A 24,279-nucleotide genomic window follows, 5' to 3' on the forward strand; every position below is an offset into this window, starting at 1 on the left:
CTCAAGGCACCGTCGCAACCCACTACGAAATTCAAAGGAACATACCCATGAAAGTGAAAGAACTGCTGATCGGCGATCTTGCCCCGGAGCTGCGGCTCGGAACGGATTTGAAGGGACAGGGGATCGACGGGTTCGATGCAGGCATCGTCCATGTGATCGAGTGCTGGGCCACGTGGTGCAGACCGTGCATCGATACGATCCCGCATCTTACGGATCTGCAAAAGACCTATCCGGACGTGAAGATCATCGGCGTCGCCATCAACGATGACGAGGAAAAAGTGGCGAAATTCGTCGCGGAAAAGGGCGACGAAATCGGCTACATGGTGGCCTCGGACGGGCCGGTCGAGAACGGGCAGGAACGGGACGGTGGCTGGGTCGCGAACCACTGGTGGAAGGCATCCTACAGCAGATCCGTCCCGGAAGCTTTCATCGTCGATGGGACTGGCCGGCTCGCATGGATTGGCGATCCGGTAGAAATGGATGATATTCTTCCGATGATCCTATCAGGCGAATGGGATCTTGATGAGCATGCCAAACAACACCGGTCTGCGCTGGAGAACAACAAGGTCCGAGAAAGTTTCGCTCTGGAGGATATCATCCACGCCAAGGCGAAAGCCGGCGATCAGCGCGGCATGATTGAGGCTTTCGACGAAGCCTTCGCAGCACATCGGGCACTGGAGCGTCAATGGTGGCCGTTCAAACTGCAGATCCTCCTCCAGATCGACAGGCCCGCCGCCCTCATCTACGCGGACCACCGGGTGATATCCGCGAAACCCGATGACGGTCACATCGTTCTGAATGTCGGCCAGATGCTGGTCGGGGCCGCTATCGACAAGGATACCGACACCCTTGCCGCGGATGGGAGGGATCTTTTCGATGCGGGCCTCGGATACGTTCTGGCCGGCGCCATATGGCTTGCGACCTGAGCATGACCATCGTCGACGCGATGTTGATGTCTGGCGATCTCCAGGACGCGAAACGGCGTGCGGTCGCCGCATTTGCATTGGCCGAGGAGTCCGGCCTCCCGGACGACGCCATCGAGGATCTGCGCGCGCGTCGGACGCTGCGAAGGTGCGGAGAAAGCGGCCTCGCCGACCATTGTGATGGTGACGTCTGCATCATCGATCCGGCCCGATTTGGAGAAGCGACTCCCAGAGCGGCGATCAGGATGAGGCGCCGTATTGCCTCACCCAAGAGTGTTCCCAAAGAACAATGCTTGCCTCAGTCGAATGTCCTCGATTGCCTCACTGGTTGTTCCCGAGATGACTCGCATGCCATGGCGATCTTGCCCACGCGATCGTTATGCCAAACGTCAAAGCCGACTATGTCCTACACCTTATCGACGAACAGCGGATCGGGAGACAGCTTGAATGTCTCAGAGCGATGCGGCTGCAAACCAAATGCAGCCCATATCCGACGGATGGTGGTGTGCGACAGCCCGCTGTCGGCTGCCATGGAACGGATAGACCAGTGCGTGGCATCCTTCGGAGTGGTGTTCAACGTACGTTCGATGACCGCAGCCACCTGCGTGTCAGAGACGGTTCGCGGACGACCTGCGCGATATTCGTCAGTCAGCCCGTCAATGCCATCCTGCACGAACCGGCGGCGCCACTTGCCAACCGTGTGCTCGTCGACGCCGAGGCGTTCGGCAACATCCTTGCTCTGCAGGCCCTGCGCGCACAGTAAAACTATCCGGCATCGATCCGACAACGAGCGTGGCGCTTTATGCCGGCGCACCTGAGATTCAAGAAAATTCCTGTCCGCGTTGCTCAGAACGACGACGTCTGCTTGCCTGCCCACCATCAGTTAAACTCCTGCCGTTGTAGCAGAAGCATAACAAAATGATGCCTACTTTAGTGCCAGGTTAATAGGTCCTCCTATCCGATTGCGGCCGCCGCCTTCACGACGGCCACGAGACGACGGCGCACATCGGCGGACGCAAGTTTGCGAAACGCCTGATTGAGGGCGATACCCTCAGTCGACGACAGAAAGGCAATGAGATCTCGTTCCAAGCCCGACCCTCGAACGAGTTCCGGCGTCGACTCGATTGGATCAAAGAAAAAAGACACAGGCACTACCAGCGCGTCGGCAACCGCCTGAAGTCGGCCGGCACCGACGCGGTTCGTACCTTTCTCGTACTTCTGAACCTGCTGGAAGGTCAGGCCCAGCTTATCGGCAAGGGTCGTCTGGCTCATGTTTAGGATTCTGCGCCGTATGCGGATTCGGCTGCCGACTTCAACATCTGTCGGGTGCGGTTTCTTCTTCTCCAAACATAATCTCCTGTGTCATTGCGCCACGGCGATCATTATGGCGCGGCTTGCACCGCGCCCTGATCATGCCGTTCTCCATTGGCTTGATCTGCAGATGCTGCAGAAAGCCGAGAATCGCCGTCAGGGTCGGACCGTCGAAGATCCAGCTTGTCGATTTTCGGACTTCGGCCTCGCTCTCTGCTTCGCCCCAAAGATGCGGTGCGACGGGATCGGATCTCCAGGAGCAACCGGCTGACCGTCAATCGGGGCACGGCGTTTTCGTACCGGTTATGAACTTCGTCGCTAAGCCCGAGCACCGGAGCAAGTTTCGAGCGCGGGATTTTCCGCCGGTCGCGAGCATTGCGTGAGCTGGTGCTGATTTTCTTTTCGATCTCGGCGCTTAACTCCAGTTCCCGGAAGCTGGGTTTACGATAGACCGGCTTGTCAAAATGCGGATCGTGAATCTGCTGCAAACCGAGATGAAATATCCATTCTTCGAAAGTAGGACATTCCATTTCTCCTGCCTATTACTGTTGTTCGTTCCTCTATGTAACCGATTTGGGTGTGTGTATGCTCCTTGGAATATGGCAGAATTATGGGGCGTGTCGCTTCCCCCGAAACCGTCTATGCGGGCGTGTCCCAAAGCGGTCGGCCGAACGTGTTGAGCTGAAATACGTTCTGCTCTTCACGCCTTATTAACCTTCCGAAGAGACGCGCGAGCAGATAGGGCTCAATACATTATTGGGACACGGATATACGGTAGCGGTTATTGGCGCAGATCGATCACCCCAAGTTCGTGCCATATCCACTCGAAACGGCGATGTCAGGTTGTCGGCAACTTAACGGGTGGCGGATAATACGACCTCATCGACCATCAGCTACAAGAACCACCGATTTCCACCGCAGATTATCGCCCGTGCGGTCTGGCTGTATTTCCGGTTCCCGTTGAGCCTGCGGCTGGTCGAGGAAATGTTGCTGGAGCGCGGTATCGTCGTCTCTTACGAAACGATACGGCGATGGGGCCGCAAATTCGGGGCAGCCTACGTCAAGCAGCTGCCTAGAAAGAAGCCGTCGCGGAAAGATATCTGGCATCTGGACGAGGTCGTGATTTCCATAGGCGGCCGAAAACATTGGCTGTGGCGCGCTGTCGACCAGGACGGCTACGTTCTCGACGAGATCGTCCAGACCCGCCGCGATACCAAGGCTGCCAAGCGATTGCTGGTCAGGCTGCTGAAGAAGCAAGGTCTGTCGCCGAAGCGCATCGTCACCGAAAAACTGCGCTCATACGGCGCGGCAAAACGGGATGTAATGCCCGGCGTCGAACATCGATCGCACAAGGGCCTTAACAATCGCGCAGAGAATTCTCACGTGCCGCTTCGAATAACGAGAGCGGATGATGCAGGGCTTTCGATCCGTCGGAGGTTTGCAACGTTTCATCTCGGTCTTTTCAGCAGTCCGAAATCTTTTCGTCGCGCCGCACCAGAGACACTCAGCCCCAGCCACCCATATTCATCGCATCCGCGCCATGGCGCAGTGGAAAGCCGTGACCGCTGCAATTGCCTGAGTTTACCGACAAGCGACTTTTCGGCCGTTGATCAAACAACGTGACATCGCCGCCTCTGTCGTCGTGGCGCTCCCATGAAGAACCTGGCCCATAGCGCATCCTTTGATTCGGAAGACAAGGATGCTCCATCAAAGCCTGGGATCAAACATCCAAGGCCCTCAACGCGGACTTTCACAAAGATGGAATTGCTTCGCGGGCCTGTACAGAAGACGGACGCTACGCAGGCGTCGCTCCTGATACCACGCTGGTCTTCCGCAGCAAGGCCAACTCTGCCAGCGTCTCACGATCCTCTCGACCAAGGTCACGTCTTTGCCGTTGAACAACGCCGACATTGGACAGCACGCGACCGGCCATTGGACCTGGTTCACGTGCCGGTGCATTCGATCAAAAAATTACGTCGTTTCTATTTTCCGTACTGCGCCACGTTGGAAAAGAGAAGCGCCCCAAGGGTGGAACGCTCCTCGGATCTTCGAATTAAATGAAGCCGAAATTTTCCGCCGTAAGCGAGGTAAGACCCGACATGTCGTGCAGATTGTCGGCATGAGCGAAGGCATGCGCGTGGTTCGCAGAATCGACATAGGCTAGTGTCGCACCGTGAGTTTCGCCATCTTGACCGAGAGTTTTTTCATCATGGTAGACAATGATGTCACCGCGGGCTTCGCCGTGAATAGCGGTCGCGGCGGCAGAGCTAGACGTGAACCCTCGATCAGTGATTACCACGACGTGCTCACCGTGCGCGTTCGCGGCCTCGCCATTGTAGAAAGTGTCCACAAATTCGCCCGGGAAACCCTTGGAATGGTTGATGAAATTCGCGCCAAACACATTCCTATCACCACCGAAATCTGCGGCGTCCAGGACAAAACGGTCCTGCTCCGGATCAAAATCCGTCACAGTCGTATAGCAGTGTGTTGTTCCAACCATAGGGTCGTGGAACCGAAACACGAAGGCGTCGCCGTCTTCGCCGCCAGTCAAAACATCTGCGCCGTCACCAGCAACCAGGATATCCTTCCCGGGGCCGGCGTCGATCCGATCGTCGCCCTCGCCGCTATGTGGTATTACGCGGTGCTCGCCGAAGGGTTTGGAGGCGGAGGTGGCGTCGCTATACACGAGGTCGTTACCTTCACCAGCACGGATTGAGTCTGAGCCATCCCCGGCCCAGACAATGTCATGGCCGGGACCGGCCTCGATAAAGTCAATGCCGCCATCAGCCCGAATCAAATCATCGCCGCCGCCGGCTTTAATCCAGTCATTGAACTTGCTTCCATCGATTGTGTCATCGTGATCGGATCCGAAAATAAAGGGGCTGTTATCAGTGCGTTCGATCTTCATCGTAAATACTCCTTATGAGGCGGCCGGCGCCGCCAGCAGCCCTTATGTTTTCTAAGAGCGAATTAGTGAAATCCATTGTTTTGATAGGAGCGATTTGAATGACGGATGCCAAAACCTTTATCTCGGCGGCACTGTGCGCCCTTCGCGGTGGCCGGCAGAATATGAAAAAAAGACTTGGGGCGATTACATGCGTCCGGAACGTGGTCCCTCCCAGATTGATCTTCTATGTCAGTCAAACGGTGGCCAAGCAGCAGCAGCTCTGTCCGCGACTCTTTGCGTGCATCTGATTTATGTTTGAGGCGAATCGTTCAACATGCATAATCGCAACACCCCTATGCGCCGAGGGTTGGCGGCCGGCCGCTCTTCTGTAAGCTCACTTTTTCTCTGGTTGGGATGCACATTTCAACCGAGTCCCAAGGCTCGATGCAGGCTGGCCGCGCGCTGTGCCAGCGAGTTGCGGATTTTCTTAAGTTGAACATTGGCAATTGCGAGAAAAGCGGGGAGCGCTTGATGCTTTCATCGGTGGCTGAGAGGAAAATGCTGAGTGTGCGGAGCCTATTGCTCATTGCGTGGCTCACCCTGATTATGTCTCTTTTTTGGGATCCTTATTCCTTTGGTCTGACGGAGGCTGGCAACGGAAGCAGTCCTTTGAGCATCGCCCATCATGCTGCCATCGTGCAGGGCGTGGAGCTTCCTGTTGAGCCGTATGCCCTCGGCACGCGCGTCTTCTGGACCATCCTTTTACCGATCATGCCGTTGTTCCTCATGGTATTCGGGCACGAGGCCTGGCGCCGGGTGTGCCCCTTATCGCTTGCCTCCCAGATACCCGGGCTGGTTGGCTTGCGTCGTTATCGCAGTAAAGAGGAGCGTCGCACCGGCACCATTCGCAAGACGCTGCCAGTGATCGGCCAACAGAGCTGGCTAGCCCGCAACAGTTGGTATGTGCAGTTTGGCCTGCTGTTCATTGGTATCGTGGCCCGAATCCTCGTCATTAATTCGGATCGCAAGGCCATGGCCATCGCATCGCTGTCGATCATCGGCGCTGCGTTGCTGACCGGTTTTCTGTGGGGCGGTAAGACTTGGTGCAACTATTTTTGTCCGGCGAATGTCGTTCAGAAAATCTACACCGAACCTGGAGGAATCTTCGAGAGCCACCCCCATTTTTTACGCCCCAAGCTGCCTCAGTCTATGTGCCGGAAGGCAACTGCTGAAGGTGACATAGGCGCATGTGTGGGCTGTATGAGCAATTGCGGCGACATCGACCTGCAGCGCGCTTACTGGAGCGTCGTGCTCGATCCACAGCGCCGGAATGTCTACTATATGTTCTTCGGTCTTATTATCGGTTTTTATGGGTACTATTATCTCTATGCCGGCAACTGGGGCTATTACTTTTCTGGTGTATGGACGCATGAAGAGGGCATATGGGAAAAACTGCTTCAATCCGGCTTTTATCTCTTTGGTCAGGCTTTGCCCATACCCAAGGTTTGCGCTGCCCCTCTCACGCTCGCTATCGCCTGCACATTGTCACCTGGTGTGGGCCGCGGACTTGAGAAACTTTACCGCCAATGGCGCTCGCGCGACAACAGCATGTCAGAAAAATTGACTATTCATCACTGCCTCACAGCCGCTGCATGGTTGTCCTTCAATTGCTTTTATCTCTTCGGCGGCCAGCCTAACATCATCCTGCTACCTGAGCTCGTTGGCTGCGTCATCGATATCATTATTGTGGCATTGAGCACAATTTGGCTGTGCTACGCCCTTCAGCAAAGCCCATGTCGATACCAGAAGGAGAGCAGGGCACGGCCTGCCTGAAAAGCGCAGGCTCGGCCTCACGTGGCCACATTCAAACAACGTGACAACGCCCATCCGGGAGCCGGCGGCGCAATCATCTCGAAACAAAGGACGACCTCATCGGAAACGGCAACAAACTGAGCAATAGTACTTATTTACGACATCACGAATATAGCTAGTCTAGCGGCGTCTTGTCCCGCCAAATTTCAATCAATTGTGGAGTCAGCCGATGACAGCAGCGTTTTGGAGTCAGCCACCGACAGTTGCGGATGTGACCAGTACAGGCGTGGCTATCGGCGCTCTTGCGCCTGTAGTTACTCCGACACCTGCCTTCGCGCAGACCGACTTGGTTGCGTTGTCGCGCTATTTTTCCCTTCTGATGATGCGCAACATCACAAGCGATGGCTATGTCATCAACGACCCGGTGTCGCCGGGCGCCTTTTCGGTCCCGGGCTGCGTCATCGCCGCACCCTCCTATCCAGCGAACACACCGGGTGTCGACCAGGATTATGTTTTCAACTGGGTCCGCGATGGAGCGATCACGGCCATCGAGACCGCGCTTGCCGACTTGCCGCCCGTTTCCGGTGGAGGTGTGCCGTCTCTCATCGACTACGTGAACTTCGCCGCGCGCTGTCAGACGAATGCGAAGAAATCCGCGAGCGTAACGCTCGGCCATGCCTGCTTCACTATCAGCGGAGAGGTTCGTCCGTGGTCGGAGCAGAATGACGGGCCAGCCATTCAGTCAATTGCAATCCTGACCTTGTTCGATCGGCTGGATGGTGCCACGCAGACGATCGCCAAACAATTGGTCGAGACTAACCTCTCGTATCTTCTCGAAGTTTACCAGAACAAGACCACAAATCTCTGGGAGGAATATGAGGGCTATTCTTTTTTCGCAAGAGCCGTACAGCTGCGCTTTTTCCGGGAAATTTCCACAAACACGATCGGCATTGCGGTGCCTGCGGGGGTGGCCGATGCCATCTCCTGGCTGGAAAGCCAGCTGGCCACCCACTGGAACGGGCAGCTCTATGTGAGCATTCTGGATGCCGCTGAGCAAGCCGGTTACGACGCGAACATCGATATCGTCTCTTCGGTCTGCTATGGCGGGATCGAGCCGACCGATACCAAGCTTCTGGCAACGGCCGCCATCCTGCGGCACCAGTGGGCCGATCCTTCGTCTTCGAACTATTACCCGATCAATGGCGCCGACGCGGCCAAAGGGCTCGGACCACTCTTCGGGCGCTATCCAGGCGACCATTACGATGGCGACGTGGCGGCTCCGGTGGTCGGCGGGCATCCCTGGGCTCTATGCACTGCCAACTTCGCCGAGTTTCAATATCGGCTTGCCAATGCCATCGAGGCCAACGGCGCCATCCCCCTCGATCAGTTCTCCGAACCCTTCTTCGCGGAACTGGGACTTGGTGCATCCAGCAGCGCCGCAGACGCGTCAGCTGCCTTGCGGGCTTCGTCTGACGTCATGCTGCGCGCCATCGTCTATCACAGCGATCACTATGAACTGAGCGAACAGTTCGATGGAACCGTTGGCTATGAGAAAAGCGTCCGGAATCTGACCTGGAGCTACGCCTCTTTTCTCTCGGCAGTCAGAGCCCGCTCCGCCGCCGCCCCGGCCGCCAAGTCCAAACCCCGAAACTCCCGCGGCCCGAAATCATGACGATTCAGGCCGGACGGCCTGAAATCTCGATTGAGTCCAGAACCGCATGATCCGCAAAGCCTGATGCGGCTTTCCGGGAATAATGGAGGACCAAAGTGCTTTTTCCCCTCGAATCCGCGATAAAAGCCGATGCCGAAACCGTCGCAGCGTCTGACGACTACGATATCGTGATCGTCGGCAGCGGCATTTCCGGAGCAATCATTGCCAAGCAGGCTGCGGAGGCGGGCAAGCGTGTCCTTATCGTTGAAGCTGGAACCGGTGCCAACAGCACGTTGGCAGGCTATGACGATCTGCTGACGACTTTCTATTCGGCAGCCTCCAAGGACAACCAGTCGCCCTTTCCGCTGAATGCGAACGCGGCCATGCCCCGCAGCCCGCAGCTTCGCAAGCTGCAGGCGGGGGAAACCGATAGCTCGACCTATATCGTTCAATCCGGCCCTTATGTCAGCGATACGACATATAACCGTATTTTCGGCGGAACGACCATGCACTGGGAGGCGAAAACGCCCCGCCTGCTTCGCTCGGATTTCAAGACGCGCACCATTTTCGGCCAAGGGTTGGACTGGCCGCTGAGCTTTGAGGAAATCGAGGATGATTACCGCCTGGCCGAGCGGGAAATCGGCGTATCGGCCAATGTCGAAGATCAGCAATATCTGGGGCAGACCTTCCCGGGCGACTATGTCTTTCCCATGCGCGGCCTGCCGCTTTCCTATCTGGATCAGCAGGTCAACAAGGGCATCGAAGGCACCCGTGTCGAACTTTACGACAAGACCTATCCCCTGAAGGTCAGGCCCTATCCGCAGGGGCGCAACAGCATACCAAACCCGGCCTATGACGGTGGGAAGGGCTACCGTCCCATCGGCGCCGTCGATACGCATCAGGTCGAAGAGGGCGGTCGTTGCCAGGGCAACACCAATTGCGTACCGCTCTGTCCCGTGCAAGCGCGCTACCACTCCGGCAAAACGCTTGCCAAGGCGTTCGCGGTAAACGGAAAAAGGGACGAGCGGCTTGTCGAACTGTTGCCGCAGGCGGTCGCATCGAAGGTCAACATCGATCCGGATAGCGGGAAAGTCCGCTCTCTCGAGGTCAAGATTTACAAGGACCCGGCCTCACCGGCCCACGAGACCATCACCGTGAAGGGCAAGGTTTTCGTGCTTGCGGCAGGCGCCATCGAAACGGCGCGTCTTATGCTGGCCTCCGGCCTGCGCAGCACCAGCGGTCTTGTCGGGCGCAATCTGATGGACCACGCCTATCTGCTGAACTGGGCGCTGATGCCGGAAATCTGCGGCACGATGCGCGGAACCAGTTCGACGGGCGGTATCGTGGACCTGCGGGACGGCCCTTTCCGGGAAAGGCAGGCCGCCTTCGCCATCGATATTCATAACGACGGCTGGGGTTGGGCCACGGGTGCGCCGACCACCGACCTTCTCGAACTTGTGGATGCTCGCAACCTCTACGGGGCGGATCTTCGGCGCGGCATGATCGACCAAGTTTCGCGGCAGTTGCTGCTGGCATTCATGATCGAGGTCATGCCCGTCGAAAGCAACCGCATCGCGGTGGATCCGCAATATACCGATGCTCTGGGCAACATGCGGCCCATCCTGTCCTTCACGGTTCCGGAATATACCATGAAGGGTGCCGCCTATGGCCGCCAGTTTGCGCGCACCGTCTTTGCGCGTCTGGGCGCGCAGGATCATACCCATTACGACCCCAGCGATTTCGGCTATGTGGCCTATGAGGGGCAAGGCTATGCGATCCGCGGCGGCAATCATCTGGCCGGCACCCACATCATGGGAACGACGAAGACCAATTCCGTCGTGGACAAGAACCAGCGCAGCTGGGACCACGAAAACCTCTATCTCGTGGGCGGCGGCAGCATGCCGACGATCGGCACGGCCAATGTCACCTTGACGCTGGCCGCCATGTGCTTCCGAAGCGGCCGCGACATTCTGAAGTCTCTGCATTGAACGACGACCGGCATCCGTTGCGCGGAACGAACCGATTGGCTCGATGCAAGCGACACGAGCCGACCTGTGCACCCAACTTATCTTTCACGGAGCTTGAGCATGGATTCCTCCAGTATTAAGACGCTCGATGAGCTGAAAGAGTTTCTCCACCGTGCGATGCAGCTCGAACATGCGACGATTCCGCCGTATCTGACGGCGCTTTACTCGATCAAGCCCGGCGTCAACCAGGATGCGACCCAGGTTCTTCGCGTGATCGTCTTGGAAGAAATGCTGCATTTGACCATTGCGGCCAATATCCTCAATGCCATCGGTGGCACGCCGGATCTTACTAGGCCAGATTTCGCGGTTAACTATCCCGCCTCGCTCCCTGACGGCGAGACCGACTTTAAGGTCAGCATCCAGGCTTTCAGCCGTGAAGCGCTGGCGACTTTCTTGAAAATCGAGCGGCCGGCCCGGCGCCCCGAACATCTCGCTGGCAAGGGCCTGATACAACGCAAAAACTCCCCGCATATCACAGCGCTTGGTAGTGATCCGAGGCACGAAGATCTCCATTTTTACAGTATTGGCGAGTTCTATTCTGCAATCGCAGACAGCATCAAATACTTAGAAGCCGAAGCGCGCCGGGCGGGCACAACGATTTTTATCGGCGACAAGTTTCGCCAGATTACCTCGGAATATTATTATTCCGGCGGCGGTGAGTTGTTTCCTGTGACCGATCTGAAAAGCGCCCTCGAAGCCATAGAGCTCATCATGGAACAGGGCGAAGGTGACGGTGGCGGTATCTACGACGATGACGAGCACGAACTGGCCCATTACTATCGTTTCGATGAGCTGGTCAAAGGCCGCTATTACCAGAAAGGTGATCAGCCGGACCACCCCACGGGTCCGCATTTGCAGGTCGACTGGGAAGGTGCTTATCCCATCAAACCGAACCTCAAGGTGGCGGAAATATCCGAAGGCTCGGAATTGCGTGAGGCGGCGACCGCCTTCAATACATGTTATGGCGAGTTTCTGGAGCTTTTGACGCGTGCCTATAATGGCCAGCCGAGCTTGCTGCTGGAAGCCGTTCCGATCATGTTCGAATTCCGCAATATAATCGTTGAACTGATCCGCAATCCCCTGCCGGGCCATCCCGGTAAGTACAGCAGCCCCACCTACGAGATTCCCCACAGTGCCAAACAGGCAGCTGTCACCAGGCAGGCGGAGGTGATCGCATGAACAGCCGTTTCGATGCATTTCTCGACCTTTCTGTCGAATTGACGGCCTTTTCCCGCTTCGATCTTTTGGGAACGGGCCTGGCGGAACTCTATCTCGACACGCTCGACAAGGTGGTCGGGAGCGAGGTCGCCGACACGCTGCTCACCGCCTTCGTCACCTTGCCCCAGCCGCCAGACGAGGCCCGCCTCAAGGCGGTGCGCACGACCATTCTGGGCAATGAATTGCTGGGAGACGTAGCCCGCGCACTGATCAAGCTCTGGTATTCCGGCACGTGGTTCTCGCTGCCCTCCATGTGGACGGAGCGCTTTGGCCCCAAGCCCGAGGATACCACTTTCGTCGTCTCTCCCGATGCTTATGTCGAGGGTTTGCTCTGGAAAGCTATCGGTGCCCACCCCGCAGGCGCCAAGGCACCCGGTTTCGGCTCCTGGGCCTTTCCGCCGAAAATTCCGCCTCTTCCGGGTCCTGATTCTAAAGGCTAATGCCACTTCCGTTTGTCTTACAAGAACTGGATCGATGCCATGGTGACATATCTGCATCGACTAACGCCTGCCAAGGTCTGGCTCGGTGTCATCCCCACGCTCTGGTGGAATGACGATTTCATCAAACATCGATATCGGGATCCTGCGTTGTCACGTTGTTTGAATGTGGCCACGTGAGGCCGAGCCTGCGCTTTTCAGGCAGGCCGTGCACTCACGGCTTCCCCCGCGGCCATTGCCCGGCGGCGATGGGTTCGAATTTGTGCTGCGGAGCGGTTGGTCTGGTATGGGACGAAGAGGTTTCGGACGGCGGAGAAGATCGACACGAAATGTTGCAATGAGCCAACCGACCGGAAACCCTGTCGCGTTCGCTCCAGTTTTCTCAACGGCAGGTGAGAAACTCCGCCCGGTTGTTCAAGCCTTTATGCGAGCGGTGTTCCACGTTCGGCATGACCTAGCGTTTGGCCGCCCCGTAGGAGCGCAATTTGTCGGTGATCATACGCTTTGGCGGCATGCCCTGTTTCTTCAGAAGTCGCGTCAGCAGGCGCTTCGCCGCCTTGGTGTTGCGGCGCGTCTGGACGATCTCGTCGAGCACATATCCGTCCTGATCAACCGCTCTCCACAACCAGTATTTCTGACCGTTGATGCGCACCACGACTTCCTCGAGGTGCCAGACATCGCCTTTCGTCGGCGCCTTGCGGCGTATGCAGCGCGCATAATCAAGGCCATGCTTTCGGCACCATCGGCGGATGGTCTCGTAAGAAACGACGATCCCGCGATCGAGCGGCATTTCCTCGACATCGCGCAGGCTCAGATTAAAGCGAAAGTAGAGCCAGACAGCACGGGCTACGATTTCGATCGGATAGCGGTGGTTCTTGTAGGTCGGTGCACTCACGGTCATGGGTGCGCTGCTACCTCAATTTCCTTACCGCTCAATCAATGTGACAGTACCGCGGCACCCCCTCCACCGTCAAATTGCCCAGGTTCGCTTCCAGGCCGTTGATATAGCTGACGAGCAATTCAGCCAAGCTACCCGAGAGGGCGATGTTGTTGGCACTCTGCAGAAGACTCGCATCACGGGTCAACAGTTCATACGGCAAGAAGACGAACACAGCGACTGAATCGGTCATCCGCCCGCGGTAAGGATAACAAGAGACCTGAAAATACCTCACCTGGGCCGGTCGCCGTTACATGCCGTTTGGCCTCGGTCCACGCCCAGCCGCTGCGCATTACGCCGACGTTCCAGTGATCGATTGGGCTCGATCGCAGCATGGCCTGATCGCGAATATAGCTGCATGCCTGCGCGCGCTGCTGAACGATGAGGATATCGCCGAGATGCCATCCGGTCTGTTCCGCAAGAACACCGTCGCCCTCTGTTTTCCATCCGGCAGATGAACATCCACAAGCGGAGCCATATGTGATCGCCAGGACTGGAACTGTTCTTTCGGTGGCAGGTTATGCGTCGAAAATCGCAAGGGCACCAGTGCCGCCGCTCCAGGTGCGCCGATCATTCCTGTCCCGCAGCGGGGGTCATCTCCAGCTCCGTAACCATCCAATTCCTCCAGCGCATAAGCCGATCCGGGCTGCTGAAACTGAAGCAAACAATCGTTTTCGCGGCTGAACCGCGCAGCCATCTTACAAAAGCCGAATTGGCTAAAGCTTTACGTGCATAAGCTACTTATCATATTCCCTGGCGAGCAGAAATGGACGGAGCGATAATTTTCAGGATGCGGCGATAACGACAATTGCGTCCTGTTCATATATCTAAATGAGTAGTGGTTAATTCCGAAGGAAGTTCGGAAATTCTAAAAATACGAAGCTGCCGGTGCAATGTAGTTTCGAGGCGCCGGCAACATAAAACGATATTTATTCAAAACAAAACATGCAAAATAGGAGGATAGGTCGTGAACTATCGGAGAATTGTTCTTGCGCGCTTTGCGCAAGCGTTAGCTTACTACAGGAATCATTCTGCGTGCACCCGCTCAGGCGCCGGGAAGAATTCCACCACCTATCGTGCAGATTCATGCGAGACGCTCCTGATGCCGGACATCGGCAAATAATGGCGCGCGAGGGGTTGCGCGCAGCCGAGGCAATCTGTGTCGATGCGTAATGGCTCGAGGCTTGCATGCAACCCCTACCATATCCACCCATTGTCGAAATTGTTGACGCTGCCTTTCATATGGCAGAGCGGAGGCTAAGATGACCACGGCACGTAATGAGAAACATATCGAATTGAAGCCGATTTCGAGCTGCAGACGAGAAGTCGAAGTCGCGATGGTGGAAATGCTCGTCAGTTTGCAGAAACGTGGATGGTCGGCTGCGGAATTGGCACTGGCGCTCGCAGATGCCTCAGAAGATCTCGTAATGCTGATTGCGACCAAAACGCTTCGACCGAATTAGGTCGTGGTGACGATTTAACGATTTGGGATTCCGCCGGAGGCGCAAATCAGATTCAAGGCCGACTTTTGGAGATCGGCCGTGGATTGTGATGCGCTTCGGGATGACCAGTGGGAACGGATCAAGGATTGTTTGTCGGGCGGCGCGAAGGGCAAACGCGGCCCGCGCACGAACAACCGGCTGTTCCTGGACTCGCTGTTGTGGATGGCCCGTTCCGGCGGTCGCTGGGTGACCTGCCCGAACGGCTCGGCGGACACTGTAAACTTAACGCTGCCGCATCATCAGGACGGCCGGAGGAAGAGCTGGCTGCTCTTGAAGCTGAAATCGCCATCTGAAACGGCTCATGCTCGTGAAGTTCCGTGAGGAGAACGATAGGCTCAATTCCATGCTTCGCCGTTTTGGCGGCGCATAAGCGCCAAATCCAGAGGTCATATTATGAGACGTCTTCGCGGACGCGCGACGCGTTTTTGCTTGGAAGAAACGCGGCGATGCGAACCTGCGGTAGCTCTGAAGTCTGCGCCCGCAGCGAAAGCGTGATCCAAAAAGCCTGATCGTGTTCTGAATCGGAGATATTAGTTACGGTAGAGGGCCAGGGTCCGATCAAGCTCCGATACTGAAACGGACGACACCGGCGGCCGTTTTGGCGATCTGCCCAAAGTGGAATACCTGGTTTTCGTTTTGGCGGCGATCGAATTGACTTCGCAATGATCCCAGCTCTTTTCGACCAACACACGAGGTCTTCACGGAAGGGGGTGCAACGGATGCATATCAGAATGTGTTCGGCGTAGGCGGATTTTCGCTTACGGTTCGCCGGAGATGTCGGCCACGTTTTCTTTTGCCGAATCGGATATTAGCAAAGGTTATGAAGAGCGAACAACGACGCCTTGCCGCGCAAAAAGCCTTTGATCGTCTCCGTCGCGCGGGATTGCCGACGGAGGAGGATCCGCGTTTCCTCGTATGGATCGAACAATGGATTGCCGGCGAGATTGAAATGCAAGAGGTTCGGGAGCGGTATCTTGGGTTCCTGCGAGAACAAGCTTCCGAACTCAAGCGGCGTGCGCTTGCCAGGGGCGCCAAGTTACCTTCCGATCCCGGACCGCAGCCGATCGACGAAATTGACAACTTCCTAAGCGACGTCACAAAAGGTTAGCCGGTTCGTTATTGTCCCTGAACGTACTTTGCTGTGCGCAGTTGCGTGATTGTGGCCCGATGTCCTCGGACGTGAAAAGCGTCGGTTTAGACTTCGGCGACAGAATCGTCCCGCCGCCGAACACCCACCAGCTTATAGAAGCCGCGGCCATCGCCAATTTCGTAGCAGAGGTCGAGGTGCGGTACCGTCACGTTAACCGGGCATCGATCAAAATGTGGGATCTGGCGGTATGACAAACCTTGCCCGTGATGCACTTTACCGTGGCCATCGATTTCCTGCAGAAGTGATTGCCCATGCGGTGTGGCTCTATCTCCGGTTTCCGCTCAGTCTGCGCAGGGTCGAGGATATGCTGGCAGCCCGTGGCGTTATCGTTTCTCACCAGACCGTGAGGCTTTGGGCGGAGAAGTTTGGCCGGCATTTCGCCAATGATCGTCGTCGTCAGGGTCCTAAGACCCTCGATAGAAACAACACAGACATCACCTGCCACCATGGCTCCGACGCCGGCCGACGTGCCGGTCATGATCAAGTCGCCGGGCTTTAGCGTCATCGACCGGGACAAGATCGAGATAGTTTCGGGAACAGACCAGATCAATTCGGAGAGATCGGCGTCCTGTCTCACCTCGCCGTTCACCATGAGGCGAATGGCGCCTTTTGCCGGATGGCCGACCACGCTCGCCTTGTGCACAGGGTCCGATCAATGCGGAACGGCCGAATGCCTTCCGCCAGTTCCAAGGTCGCCCCTGATCGCGTGCTTTCAGCTGAAGGTCGCGGCGGGTCAGGTCATTGCCCACAGCGTAGCCCCAGATGTGGGACAGGGCATCCTCCTCCAGTATGTCTCTCCCCGTCTTGCCGATGGCGACCACGAGCTCCGCCTCATAGTGGAAATTCTCCGTCTCTGGCGGATAGGCCACGGTTTCGCCGTCCCCAACGACCGCATCGGCGGGCTTGGTGAAGAAGGAGGCGGGTCGGGCCGCAGGCCCGTTCAATCCACGGGGACCGGCAATTTTAACAATGATTGCCGGTCGATCTTGCCTGTTCCGGTCTTCGGCAGTTCGGCGACATACTGAATGATGCGTGGGTATTTGTAGCGCATCAGAGTCGATTTCACGTAGTCGCGCAGGATGCGGGTTTGCGCATCGCCATGCACCGCGCCATCGCGCAATTTCACCACGGCCCGCAATGTCATACGGCGATCCTCCAATTCATGTGCGAGGACAGCGCACTCATGCACGTCGGGATGTTCGTTGAGGCAGCGTTCAACCTCCATCGGCCAGACCCATTGCCCAGAGACCTTGATCAAATCGTCGGTGCGACCGAGAAAGTAGTAATAACCATCCCGCTCGACGAAACGGTCTCCGGTGGCCATCCAGTCTCCACGCATCGTCTCGCTCGTCTTGTCCGCGCGGTTCCAATAGCAAGGCGCGGAAGAATGACCGCGGATGAGCATTGCGCCCTCCTCGCCCGGTTCGACCGGCTCACCATCCGGCGTGACGAGCCTGATTTCGTAGCCGGGAACGCGCGCACCGGCGGCACCGATACGGTGATCGTCGAGTTGGTTGGAAAGATAGATGTGTAAAAGCTCGGTCGAACCCAGCCCTTCGGTCGGACCGTGCCCGGTAAGATGTTTCCAGGCATTGTAGACGTCTTCCGAGAGGATTTCGGCCGCCGACATCGATTGCCGCAGCGACGAGAGATCCCTTGTCTTGGCTGAATTTGCGCGAACTAGAGCAGTGTAGAGGGTCGGCAACCCAAAAAGTACGGTTGGTTTGAACGTTTCGACCATGTCCAGCACGGCCTCAGGCAACGGTTGCCCGGCCATCAGCAACGTCGTTGCGCCAATTGAGAAGGGGAAAGTAAACGAGTTCCCGAACCCGTAGGCGAAATAAATCTTCGGCGCCGAAAAACAGATATCTTCTTTATTCAATTTAAGGACATGCTTACCGAACGACGCTTGAGTATAGGCCATATCATGGTGGAGATGGACAATGCCCTTCGGACGGCCCGTAGAGCCCGAGGAGTACATCCAGAAGGCCATATCGTCTGGACCCGTATCGGCGCAGCCCAGTTCATCCGGCTGGCCGTTCAGAAAGGTAGCCGCAGCAATCCTCTCTGTGCCGTCAGCGACGCCGTTGACAGTCACTACCTGAGCGACAGCTGTCCCATCGAGAACCTCCGCCCCGAATTTGTCCGCCAACGCCGCCTCGCAGAGCGCGATGCGAGCTCCGGTGTCCTTAAGGTAAAAGTTAAGCGTATCGGGCATCGTCTGAATGTTCAAAAGAACGGGGACAAAACCTGCCCGCACGGCCCCAAAGAAAGCTGTCGGACAGGCGGGCGTATCATCGAGGAACAAAGGGATGCGCTCCCCACGCTGCAGACCAGCGGCGATGAAGGCATTCCCCCAGCGCGAGGCCTCGGCCACAAGCTCCGCATAAGTCAGCGATCCCAGGGGACCGATCACAGCGAGCTTGTCGGGATTGCGGGCGAGATTGTCCCACAGAATAGACGAGCAGTTCGGATGTGCTGTCTTATCGAAGCCGATTTCGACCGCTCCCGGAACGTCGTCGCCAACCGGGTCGCTGATCTTCCGTCCCTCATTCGCCTTCGATGCGTCATAGCGGGCCATGAATTGCGGCGTGATTTTGCGCAGTCGGTTCATGTCCACCCGGCCCGAACGTGTCATGTAGTCGAAGGCAAAATCCAGGGGCTCCATCCTCATCTTCGAAGCAAAGCCGTCATACCAGTTCGCAGATGTATTCGCGGCGTTGACAATTTTCCTCGCAATGGGGGACCTCTCCGCCTGATAGGCTGCTAGCGCTGCGTCCACGTCCTCATGGGCCGCGAGAGCGCTGACCAGGGCGATGGCATCCTCCATTGCCAAACGCGTGCCCGAACCGATCGAAAAATGCGCCGTATGCGCGGCGTCGCCCAACAGCACATGCCGCCCCGCTACCCATTTGTCGCACCATAGACGGGGGAACTGCCGCCACATCGACTTGTTCGTGATAAGCGGGGCGCCTTGGAGAACATCGCGGAAAATCTCCCCGCAGAGCCGAGCACTTCCTTCTTCACCGAGGGCACTGAAATTCCAAGCTTTGAAGGTGTCGTCGTCACATTCGACGATGAATGTGCTGCGATCCGGTGAAAAGCGGTAGTGGTGCGCGTTGAGCGGGCCATGCTCCGTCTCGACGAAGCTCTGGGTCAGGGTGTCGAACGGGCGGGTCGTGCCGAACCACGCGAAGTGATTGCCCAAGACCTCCAAATGCGGCGCAAATTCTGATCCAAGGGACCGTCGCACGAGGGAATTCACCCCGTCCGCGCCGACGATCAGATCCGCTTTGAGTTCGTCGAGCGACTCCACGATGTGGGAAAAGCGAAACTCGACACCAAGCGCTTCTGCCCGCTTACGCAGGATCTCGATCAGTTCCAGGCGACCGATAGCGGAAAAACCGACCCCGTCTACGATAACACTGCCCTTGGGCAGGTTGAGGGTCATGTTCTGCCAGCGCTCCATATGCGGCGTGACAAGGCTAAGCGTTTCTGGATCGTCCGCCTTCAGGAAATCCAGCGCCTGATCTGAAAAAACAACACCGAAACCGAAAGTCGCTCCCTGTGGATTTTGTTCGCTGATCCGAACCCTGACCTGCGGCAGCAGACGCCGCAAAAGAATTCCGGTGTAGAGCCCAGCAGGTCCACCACCAAGGATCTCTATCGTTGAACGTCCCATATTTCTCCTCCCAGGGGGCTTTGACAATGTGAGACAGAGCATAGTACGTGTTCAAAACAATGAACCAAGCTAATTTGTCCCAGAAGGTCACATTTGGGGACTGTGACCCAGCCGGAATCGTGCTTTATCCCAATTACTTCGCGTGGTTCGATCGCGCTTTTCACAGCTGGTTGCGGCCGCACGGAGGACATGGCGCCCTTGTCACGCGATTGGGAGCGATAGGGCTTGGCCTCATGCAGGTGTATCGCCCGAGCGGATGATCGAGACGGCTTCGGCGGCGGAGACAATCTTGGTAGTGGACTTGCCAATTCCGCCCTTTCCATAGAATGCGATCTGACGCAGCGCTGCTTGGCGTTCCTTCATGTGTTCGAAGCAATGCGGATGCGGAGGCCGCTCCGCTGCCTCGCAATAGCTCTCAAGATTCGTGCCAAGCCGGCCGATTGAGCTGACCAACAATTATTTGCTGCTATTTCAGCTATGTGGGCGGAAAATACGGGATTGGGCGAAGACGAACGCATGTCGCGAAGCCGACAAAAGTGACGACGATGTCACAAGTTGGATGTCGAGAATTTCGGTTAATCGGGCCATCTGGAACTGCGACTTACGACCCGTGCAGGAAGAAATGAAGTGGAGATCGCATTGTCCTCAATTTTGGTAGAGGGGGAGTCCGATCGCCGATGTCTGTCGCAAAGCATAAGCTTCTAAACGCGACCTTCTAAATTAGCGCAAAATATACCGGTCTGATGCTCTCGCAAGTGAAGCGTCTACGCCATTTTGGAAGAGCGAACGTCAAGGTGAGGCGAACGTCGCCGAGCTATCGCTGAACAAGACCATGCTACAGTCGTGTCTCCTTCGTTCGTGCAAGCGTCATGGTTATCCAGGTGCCAGGCACACGGCGAGAGCCTCGTGAGGTCACCACCACCAACGGGATGGTCCGCCTCCCCCCGCAAGCCCTCGGCATCAGCAAGCAGGGAATCGCCGTGTTCGGACTTTTATGGTAAGCGCTGTTTTCAGGCCACGGCTTTTAGTTCGTGCTTTGCGGCGTAGGCCCACGGCATCAGGTCGTCGATCTGGCTATTTGGATGCCCGTTGACGATCTTGGTGAGGACGTCTGAGAGATAAGGCAGTGGCTCGACATCGTTGAGCTTGGCTGTTTCGATGAGAGAGCTGGCTCGGTTTGTCCGAATAGTTCGGGGCGTTTGCAAAGTGGATTTCCGCCTCGATTCATGTCAAGTCGGAGAAGATGCCATCCTTCAATCTGGGCCTTGAGGTGACGCGGCAGCAATTCACTGAGACGCTGTGGCTCTTCAGAGAGAAGCTGCTGAACGGTTTCCATTTCAACGTCGGCCAGGGGGCCGACAATCACTGGCCGATCAAGAGCTGGGGTGCCAGTTTTGAGCTTTAGTGATAACAATCGTAACCGCGAGGAAAGCAACGTTTGTCCCAAGGCGCCTCTGATCCAGACGGCGGCCATTTTAAATGGCGGTGAGCAGCTGCCGCCTCCGGTTCGGATAAATGGAAATTTCATCGCTTCTTTCACTAACCTCTTCTCCCTAGCCCTAAATAGATAATGACCCACTTTGAGGGTTGCATGCTTCTGCACTAAGCTCTATATGAACCACCAAAAGGTGCGCTATGGACTTGGAGCTTGAAATCTATCACGGCGGCAAATGGCACGTCGGAGCAGTGGTCGAAATGAAGGAACCCGATCTCGGCGTCATCGGCGAGACGGTCCTCACGTACGACTTGGACTACTGGATGGAGAACGTCGGCGAAGACCTTCAGAACAATCAAACCACACGAGACTTGCGTGCAGTGTCGGTAGCTGACCCAGTCGACCTTGAGAACCACCGTCGGAAGACTTGGCCTCCGTTTCTTCTAGATCTTGTGCCGAGCGGCCGTGCAAGAATTCGCCTTGCAGAAGCGCTGAATATCGATCCGGATGCCAAGACATCAGAGCTGCCATTGCTTCTGCGAGGAGCCGGAAGCCCCGTTGGCAATGTTCGGATAAAGCAGGCAGCGGAGTTGGACGCGGAGCGGGTCGCCGGTCTGGCTAAGGTTGGCGTAACGGAAGAAGAAATCTTCGGCCGAAGCGACCGGTTCATCGAGATCGTGGACTACTTCTCGATCATTGCCTCTGGCTCCAGCGGATTGCAGGGAGTGTGGCCCAAGGTCGCAATGACAAAGGCGAAGGACGGGCTCTATTATCCAGACCCGTTGGTCGATGATGCCGACGCTGTTGAGCACGTAATCGTTAAACTGCTTCGCAGCAGCAACGAGCGCGACGCGACAATCCTTTCGACCGAGGCGATCTATTCGGTGATCGCCAAGCAAATTGGACTGAATGTTGACGAGCCTTCACGCCATAAAAATGGGGTATTGGTGATCCCACGCTTCGACCGGCGGATTGTCGGCAACAGCGTCTTGCGCCTTGGCCAGGAAAGCATTGTCTCGGCTGCAAACATCGCTGAGTTTGCCTACCTTGGACGCCATGAGCAGTATATCGACGTTCTAAAGGCGGTCGCGTCCGATCCTTTTGCTGACATCGTGGAATACATCAAGCGTGAGGTTGCCAATCAAGCGCTGGGCAACAGCGACAACCACGGTCGAAACACAGCCTTATCGAAAGGGGCCGACCAGACAGTTGGTCTTTCGCCTTTGTTCGACTTCGCGCCAATGCGCCTAGCTCCGGAAACCATCGCTCGTTCAACTCGATGGGGCGTCATGCTTAAGACCCATAGCGACCACATGCCGGACTGGAATGTGATCGCCGAAACCATCTTTCCGGATGATACGACGTTGGCCGGAAAGCTTATCAGCGAACTGGCGGAATTCGCGACCAACCTAGAAGCCGCACCTAGCTTGGCTAAACAGCTTGGGGCGCATGATGACGTGCTGACAATCGCGATGAGCCGCTGCGAGGAGATCGTAAGGTCGCTTGATCGGCCTGCCAAATATGGACTTTGATCATGCCTAAGTTGCGAAAGCCAACCAGAGAAGAAATCAACGCTTATAGAAAGCGCCTCATCGAGCGAGCGGAAGCAGGCGCTCTACGCTACCCGCTCGCAGTATCCGAAATTCGGAGAACCATGGGGTTGACCCAAGAGCAGTTCGCGAACCTAGTTCAGATGACCCGACGCCAGATTGCTGAGATCGAACGTGGTGAGGCGAATCCTACGGTGGAAACCATGCAGAGGATCGGAAGGATCTTCGGCTTCACCGTGGGCTTTGTTCCGAAAAACCCTAGCGACGACGAGCCGGAGCCTGCCTTGAAAATGTAAAAGGCACTTTGGTAAGCCTGGTCTTTGGTCATTCCGTTTCCGATGGCGCAGCAGGACGGGAACGTTATGCAGGGCACCAGATGCGGCACGAGGTTACCTCGGTCATCGTCGTCACCTTTGTCGGCTCCGCGACATGCATTCTTCCTCCCCCAATCTCGTATTTTCCGCCCATGTCGCTGAGATAGCAGCAAATAATTGTCGTCAGCTCAATCGGCCGGCTTGGCACGAATCTTGAGAGCTATTGCGAGGCAGCGGGAGCGACCGGCGCCATCCACAGCGCGGCATAACCGCACCGAACACGTGAAGGAATACAAGCTATGGCATGCGCGACGACCAAGGAATTCACAGCAGCAATGCAGATGCCGCTTTTCGATCATCGGCGGTAGGCCAGAACCTAACGGTTGACGGTGCTATGATCGACCTCGAAGCCACGTTCCCGGAACATCTCCTCAAGATCCCGATAGCTGAGTGGATAACCCAAATACCAGGCAACCGCCTGCACGATCGGCCATGCCTCGAAATGCCGGCCATCGAAATCGTCCTTCGATTGCCGCTTCAACTTTTCGGCAATAGCATTCAGAATCATAGGCTCGCTCCACAACTTTCGGAGCGGCATCTCTATTCCCATAATCAACATACCGTTAAGCGCCAAAATTTGCGACAGGCCCATGCGCATCCTTCCTTCGAACGATCGGCTGGGCTTCCGGCCATGTAATATGCCGTCGAAATGTCGCTGAGTACTCTGCGCACGCCGCGCACGCTCCCCGCGGTGACCTTCGCTGCTTCCCTTTTCGACGGACACGCCATCCTTCCGCGCAAGGTCACCTCGCCATTGAGGACCGCCACCTTCACGACATCGTACGTCAGTCCGAGTTCCAGTTCCAAGCGCATTCTAACTGCAGTGGAAAGGTCGTCGTCGCTGACGGGAGTGACGGTGTGTGCGGGCATAGACTCTTCCTCCGATGCGACGGAGAGATCCTATGTCTGATTTGCCGTTGCGGCGTTGATGCAGATCAACTGGCGGCCACGCCGCAAGCCAATCTCCGCGGCGGTCCCACGGTCGAAGGTGATTGAGCGGCGGGCGAGGTGCGGTGCCGGCGCTGTCACGTTATTTGAATGGCAGGCGAGTCCACGAGCGCGACGTGCACCAGCGGCTTGCAGTCAGTTGCAGGCGTGTTCAATCTCGACGTGGACACGAAAAGCGCCGCAGGAGTCGAGATCGGGTCGCGTTGGTCGGAGCCCGCCTCCCGGAGGGTGTCGCCAAGCCGCAAATTACCCGGTTCAACGCGAACGACCAGCCGATCCTGTCGCTCGGGGTCTTTTCAAAGAGTAGTTCATTGTCCGGAATGCAGCATTGGCGGATCGCTTCATTGCCTAGCGGCTGCAAATGATCGCCGGCGTCGGCGAAGACCCCAGGTGGCCGGCAGCAACAAACAAATTCTAGTCTTAGTGGATCCCGAC

17 protein-coding genes and 10 pseudogenes are annotated in these 24,279 nt (G+C 56.7%); 15 read left to right on the forward strand and 12 right to left on the reverse strand.

The window, feature by feature from the left end; translation table 11 throughout:
• Window positions 1-47: 47 nt before the first annotated feature.
• Window positions 48-926, forward strand: coding sequence for a TlpA family protein disulfide reductase (locus tag CUJ84_RS34290; protein WP_105009932.1), 879 nt, complete (start codon window positions 48-50; stop codon window positions 924-926).
• 319 nt (window positions 927-1,245) lie between these two features.
• On the opposite strand, the pseudogene CUJ84_RS34295 reads toward CUJ84_RS34290, so the two are convergent.
• The 3 genes and pseudogenes from CUJ84_RS34295 to CUJ84_RS38150 form a co-directional block, all read right to left on the reverse strand.
• Window positions 1,246-1,803 (reverse strand): annotated as a pseudogene (locus tag CUJ84_RS34295) (IS630 family transposase); the annotation flags it as partial.
• Window positions 1,804-1,877: 74 nt separating this feature from the next.
• Window positions 1,878-2,270, reverse strand: a complete 393-nt coding sequence (locus tag CUJ84_RS34300) for a helix-turn-helix domain-containing protein (protein ID WP_245457633.1) — start codon at window positions 2,268-2,270, stop codon at window positions 1,878-1,880.
• Between the two features lie 35 nt (window positions 2,271-2,305).
• A complete protein-coding gene (locus CUJ84_RS38150; protein WP_158687008.1) occupies window positions 2,306-2,764 on the reverse strand; it encodes an XRE family transcriptional regulator in 459 nt (152 codons plus the stop codon).
• Window positions 2,765-3,069: 305 nt separating this feature from the next.
• Here CUJ84_RS38150 and CUJ84_RS34305 point away from each other — a divergent pair.
• Window positions 3,070-3,813, forward strand: a pseudogene (locus CUJ84_RS34305) (IS6 family transposase).
• A 474-nt stretch (window positions 3,814-4,287) separates the two neighbouring features.
• Here the strand turns inward: CUJ84_RS34305 and CUJ84_RS34310 are convergent.
• Window positions 4,288-5,142: a calcium-binding protein gene (locus CUJ84_RS34310; RefSeq protein WP_105009933.1), complete on the reverse strand. Its 855-nt coding sequence runs from the start codon at window positions 5,140-5,142 to the stop codon at window positions 4,288-4,290.
• Between the two features lie 423 nt (window positions 5,143-5,565).
• Here CUJ84_RS34310 and CUJ84_RS34320 point away from each other — a divergent pair, with 423 nt between their 5' ends.
• The 6 genes and pseudogenes from CUJ84_RS34320 to CUJ84_RS39345 all read left to right on the forward strand — a co-directional run.
• Entirely contained in the window at window positions 5,566-6,954 is a 1,389-nt protein-coding gene (locus CUJ84_RS34320; protein WP_105009935.1) for a 4Fe-4S binding protein, read from the forward strand.
• Window positions 6,955-7,162: 208 nt separating this feature from the next.
• Window positions 7,163-8,605 (forward strand): glycoside hydrolase family 15 protein, encoded by a 1,443-nt coding sequence (locus CUJ84_RS34325; RefSeq protein WP_105009936.1) that lies wholly within the window; start codon window positions 7,163-7,165, stop codon window positions 8,603-8,605.
• Between the two features lie 95 nt (window positions 8,606-8,700).
• Complete coding sequence (locus CUJ84_RS34330; RefSeq protein WP_105009937.1) at window positions 8,701-10,572, forward strand: GMC oxidoreductase; 1,872 nt, start codon at window positions 8,701-8,703, stop codon at window positions 10,570-10,572.
• A gap of 99 nt (window positions 10,573-10,671) precedes the next feature.
• A complete protein-coding gene (locus CUJ84_RS34335; protein ID WP_105009938.1) occupies window positions 10,672-11,790 on the forward strand; it encodes a ferritin-like domain-containing protein in 1,119 nt (372 codons plus the stop codon).
• Window positions 11,787-12,269, forward strand: coding sequence for a hypothetical protein (locus tag CUJ84_RS34340; RefSeq protein WP_105009939.1), 483 nt, complete (start codon window positions 11,787-11,789; stop codon window positions 12,267-12,269). Before CUJ84_RS34335 ends, CUJ84_RS34340 begins: the two co-directional genes overlap by 4 nt.
• A 39-nt stretch (window positions 12,270-12,308) precedes the next feature.
• Window positions 12,309-12,411 (forward strand): annotated as a pseudogene (locus CUJ84_RS39345) (myo-inosose-2 dehydratase); the annotation flags it as partial.
• A 52-nt stretch (window positions 12,412-12,463) separates the two neighbouring features.
• Here the strand turns inward: CUJ84_RS39345 and CUJ84_RS34350 are convergent.
• Both CUJ84_RS34350 and CUJ84_RS34355 read right to left on the reverse strand, forming a co-directional pair.
• Window positions 12,464-13,167: pseudogene (locus CUJ84_RS34350) on the reverse strand (IS6 family transposase).
• A 49-nt stretch (window positions 13,168-13,216) separates the two neighbouring features.
• A pseudogene (locus CUJ84_RS34355) lies at window positions 13,217-13,900 on the reverse strand (AraC family transcriptional regulator); the annotation flags it as partial.
• A gap of 565 nt (window positions 13,901-14,465) precedes the next feature.
• Here CUJ84_RS34355 and CUJ84_RS34360 point away from each other — a divergent pair.
• The 4 genes and pseudogenes from CUJ84_RS34360 to CUJ84_RS39085 form a co-directional block, all read left to right on the forward strand.
• A complete protein-coding gene (locus tag CUJ84_RS34360) occupies window positions 14,466-14,666 on the forward strand; it encodes a hypothetical protein (protein WP_105009940.1) in 201 nt (66 codons plus the stop codon).
• Between the two features lie 78 nt (window positions 14,667-14,744).
• Window positions 14,745-14,920 (forward strand): annotated as a pseudogene (locus CUJ84_RS34365) (transposase); the annotation flags it as partial.
• A 605-nt stretch (window positions 14,921-15,525) separates the two neighbouring features.
• Window positions 15,526-15,813: a hypothetical protein gene (locus tag CUJ84_RS34370; RefSeq protein WP_105009941.1), complete on the forward strand. Its 288-nt coding sequence runs from the start codon at window positions 15,526-15,528 to the stop codon at window positions 15,811-15,813.
• 229 nt (window positions 15,814-16,042) lie between these two features.
• Window positions 16,043-16,255, forward strand: a pseudogene (locus CUJ84_RS39085) (IS6 family transposase); the annotation flags it as partial.
• Here the strand turns inward: CUJ84_RS39085 and CUJ84_RS39090 are convergent.
• The 4 genes and pseudogenes from CUJ84_RS39090 to CUJ84_RS34395 all read right to left on the reverse strand — a co-directional run.
• Window positions 16,241-16,829 (reverse strand): annotated as a pseudogene (locus CUJ84_RS39090) (fumarylacetoacetate hydrolase family protein); the annotation flags it as partial. The pseudogenes CUJ84_RS39085 and CUJ84_RS39090 overlap by 15 nt on opposite strands.
• Window positions 16,796-19,537 carry a benzoate-CoA ligase family protein gene (locus tag CUJ84_RS34385; protein ID WP_105009942.1) on the reverse strand — a complete coding sequence of 914 codons (2,742 nt, stop codon included), beginning with the start codon at window positions 19,535-19,537 and terminating at the stop codon, window positions 16,796-16,798. The pseudogene CUJ84_RS39090 and the gene CUJ84_RS34385, both read right to left, overlap by 34 nt.
• 231 nt (window positions 19,538-19,768) lie before the next feature.
• Entirely contained in the window at window positions 19,769-19,993 is a 225-nt protein-coding gene (locus tag CUJ84_RS38585) for a hypothetical protein (protein WP_210208133.1), read from the reverse strand.
• 554 nt (window positions 19,994-20,547) lie between these two features.
• Window positions 20,548-20,706: pseudogene (locus tag CUJ84_RS34395) on the reverse strand (transposase domain-containing protein); the annotation flags it as partial.
• Between the two features lie 74 nt (window positions 20,707-20,780).
• Between CUJ84_RS34395 and CUJ84_RS38155 the strand changes: the two are divergent.
• The 3 genes from CUJ84_RS38155 to CUJ84_RS34405 all read left to right on the forward strand — a co-directional run bounded on the left by CUJ84_RS38155 (window position 20,781) and on the right by CUJ84_RS34405 (window position 22,818).
• Window positions 20,781-20,942 carry a hypothetical protein gene (locus tag CUJ84_RS38155; RefSeq protein WP_158687009.1) on the forward strand — a complete coding sequence of 54 codons (162 nt, stop codon included), beginning with the start codon at window positions 20,781-20,783 and terminating at the stop codon, window positions 20,940-20,942.
• A 230-nt stretch (window positions 20,943-21,172) separates the two neighbouring features.
• Window positions 21,173-22,504, forward strand: coding sequence for a type II toxin-antitoxin system HipA family toxin (locus CUJ84_RS34400; protein WP_105009944.1), 1,332 nt, complete (start codon window positions 21,173-21,175; stop codon window positions 22,502-22,504).
• Window positions 22,505-22,506: 2 nt separating this feature from the next.
• Entirely contained in the window at window positions 22,507-22,818 is a 312-nt protein-coding gene (locus CUJ84_RS34405) for a helix-turn-helix transcriptional regulator (RefSeq protein WP_105009945.1), read from the forward strand.
• Between the two features lie 397 nt (window positions 22,819-23,215).
• Here the strand turns inward: CUJ84_RS34405 and CUJ84_RS34410 are convergent.
• Window positions 23,216-23,404: pseudogene (locus CUJ84_RS34410) on the reverse strand (IS6 family transposase); the annotation flags it as partial.
• Window positions 23,405-23,448: 44 nt separating this feature from the next.
• Window positions 23,449-23,766, reverse strand: a complete 318-nt coding sequence (locus CUJ84_RS34415) for a BON domain-containing protein (protein WP_105009946.1) — start codon at window positions 23,764-23,766, stop codon at window positions 23,449-23,451.
• Window positions 23,767-24,279 lie beyond the last annotated feature (513 nt).

It is taken from the genome of Rhizobium leguminosarum (genome assembly GCF_002953715.1).
Classification (GTDB): domain Bacteria; phylum Pseudomonadota; class Alphaproteobacteria; order Rhizobiales; family Rhizobiaceae; genus Rhizobium; species Rhizobium leguminosarum_V.

Excerpts from the sequence above, each read along its gene's own strand:
- CUJ84_RS34385 (WP_105009942.1), bottom strand. The coding sequence starts at position 19,537 with ATGGGACGTTCAACGATAGAGATCCTTGGTGGTGGACCTGCTGGGCTC.
- CUJ84_RS34360 (WP_105009940.1), top strand. The coding sequence starts at position 14,466 with ATGACCACGGCACGTAATGAGAAACATATCGAATTGAAGCCGATTTCG.
- CUJ84_RS38150 (WP_158687008.1), bottom strand. The coding sequence starts at position 2,764 with ATGGAATGTCCTACTTTCGAAGAATGGATATTTCATCTCGGTTTGCAG.
- CUJ84_RS38155 (WP_158687009.1), top strand. The coding sequence starts at position 20,781 with ATGCCATCCTTCAATCTGGGCCTTGAGGTGACGCGGCAGCAATTCACT.
- CUJ84_RS34320 (WP_105009935.1), top strand. The coding sequence starts at position 5,566 with ATGCAGGCTGGCCGCGCGCTGTGCCAGCGAGTTGCGGATTTTCTTAAG.
- CUJ84_RS34405 (WP_105009945.1), top strand. The coding sequence starts at position 22,507 with ATGCCTAAGTTGCGAAAGCCAACCAGAGAAGAAATCAACGCTTATAGA.
- CUJ84_RS34370 (WP_105009941.1), top strand. The coding sequence starts at position 15,526 with ATGAAGAGCGAACAACGACGCCTTGCCGCGCAAAAAGCCTTTGATCGT.
- CUJ84_RS34290 (WP_105009932.1), top strand. The coding sequence starts at position 48 with ATGAAAGTGAAAGAACTGCTGATCGGCGATCTTGCCCCGGAGCTGCGG.
- CUJ84_RS34400 (WP_105009944.1), top strand. The coding sequence starts at position 21,173 with ATGGACTTGGAGCTTGAAATCTATCACGGCGGCAAATGGCACGTCGGA.
- CUJ84_RS34310 (WP_105009933.1), bottom strand. The coding sequence starts at position 5,142 with ATGAAGATCGAACGCACTGATAACAGCCCCTTTATTTTCGGATCCGAT.
- CUJ84_RS34325 (WP_105009936.1), top strand. The coding sequence starts at position 7,163 with ATGACAGCAGCGTTTTGGAGTCAGCCACCGACAGTTGCGGATGTGACC.
- CUJ84_RS34340 (WP_105009939.1), top strand. The coding sequence starts at position 11,787 with ATGAACAGCCGTTTCGATGCATTTCTCGACCTTTCTGTCGAATTGACG.
- CUJ84_RS34415 (WP_105009946.1), bottom strand. The coding sequence starts at position 23,766 with ATGCCCGCACACACCGTCACTCCCGTCAGCGACGACGACCTTTCCACT.
- CUJ84_RS34335 (WP_105009938.1), top strand. The coding sequence starts at position 10,672 with ATGGATTCCTCCAGTATTAAGACGCTCGATGAGCTGAAAGAGTTTCTC.